This window comes from Catenulispora pinistramenti (assembly GCF_018274385.1).
In the GTDB taxonomy this organism is placed as follows: domain Bacteria; phylum Actinomycetota; class Actinomycetes; order Streptomycetales; family Catenulisporaceae; genus Catenulispora; species Catenulispora pinistramenti.
The window spans coordinates 1-1462 of sequence record NZ_JAAFYZ010000477.1; the positions used below are offsets into that span (position 1 = coordinate 1).

A 1462-nucleotide genomic window follows, 5' to 3' on the forward strand; every position below is an offset into this window, starting at 1 on the left:
CCGCAACCCCGGCCGCAAGCCCCTGGACGACCGCGCGGTCCTGAACGGCATCCTGGTGGTCCTGGGCCGCCGCATCGGCTTCGAGAAGCTCCCCCAGGAACTGGAGTACGGCAGCGGAATGACATGCTGGCGCCGCCTCCGTGACTGGCAGCGCGCCGGCATCTGGCCGGACATCGCCCGGGTCCTGCGCGAGGAGATCCCCGAGGCGCGACGCATCGACTTCGATCGGGTGATCGACACCGGCGAAGCCAAAGCCGAGGACGGCGAGACCCGCGTGGCGCGCCGGCCGCGCTCCACGACGCTGATCCGGCAGCCCTCACCGGTGGCGATGGAGTTCGGGTTCACGGCGCTGCGGAAGAGTCGGTAGGGCGGCTAGTCCTCGGTCTGCCGCTCCCGGCCCCGCCTGCGGATGCCACCGCGGCCAGGAGCCTGCTTTGGACCTGAGCGAGCGGCGACTATGTCGGCACTGCCCGATATACCTATATAAGGGGCGAATCCCTCCTAACAGAATGCAGGAGCGCCAGCCCCGCCACCGCGCGCCTGTCCTGGTAGCGGGTGATCCGCCCTCGGCGGCCTGTCAGCCGTAGGCGGCCAGATCGGGCAGGCGGTCCGCCTTCCCGGCGACTTCGAGCCCGTAGTCACCACGGCCGACCAGCCAGGCAAGCAGCTGCCATCCAGACCCGCTCACCTCAGCGTCAGCCGCCCCGTCGCCGCCCTGCACCGACGCGCCATCAACCCGCCAACTCCGCATCGTGTCCCGGTCGACAAGCCGCCAGCGAAGGCCCGATTCCTCCGTCCCCGGCATCCGAGTCGGCAGCCGGGCGACAGTACGCTCCAGAAAGGCGCCGACGAACTCCACCGGCCAAGCCGCGGGCTCATACCCGCAGCCCAAGTCCACGTGATGGATCTCCACCTCCCGCCAGCGCGCCGCGATCCCCTCCCGCACCGTGCGCCGAAACCGCAGCGTCACCGTCTCCAGCTCCCACGCCTGCTCCGGCAACGTCGCCCACCGCTGCTCAAGCGCCGCCGTCGACGCCACGAGCCCGGCGACGATGTCCTCGGCGTCAGCGGTCACACCCTCTTCGATCTCCCGCGCCCGGCCCTGCTCGCCTCCGGGGTACTGCTCAACACTCTGGCCCCGAAGCGCAGCATCGATCATCCGCAGTTGAGCATCGGCGTTCCGCGCCAGATGCACCACCACATGCGCACGCGACCAGCCGGGCAGCAGCGACGGACCGCGCAACCTCGCCCCGTCGAGCCCTGACACGGTCGCCAGCAGGCGCGCATCGGAATCCCGGACCTGATCCAGCTCCACCCCAAGAGACGTCACAGAACACCGATATCACGGCGTCCGAAGAACGTCAGCTCCAGTGCCAGCCCTGACACCGGCACCGGCACCGGCACCAGCACCAGCACCAGCACCACCCCAACCATCACCCCGCCGCCGCACCCACCTCAGCCC

The 1462-nt window shown here is 70.2% G+C and carries 2 protein-coding genes; one reads left to right on the forward strand and one right to left on the reverse strand.

Annotated features, from left to right (window positions below; all coding sequences use genetic code 11):
* Window positions 1-367: transposase (locus tag KGQ19_RS53545; RefSeq protein ID WP_212022430.1), on the forward strand; the 367-nt coding region annotated here is incomplete at its 5' end.
* A 210-nt stretch (window positions 368-577) separates the two neighbouring features.
* Here KGQ19_RS53545 and KGQ19_RS48590 read toward each other — a convergent pair.
* Complete coding sequence (locus KGQ19_RS48590) at window positions 578-1330, reverse strand: maleylpyruvate isomerase family mycothiol-dependent enzyme (protein WP_212022432.1); 753 nt, start codon at window positions 1328-1330, stop codon at window positions 578-580.
* Between the last annotated feature and the right edge of the window lie 132 nt (window positions 1331-1462).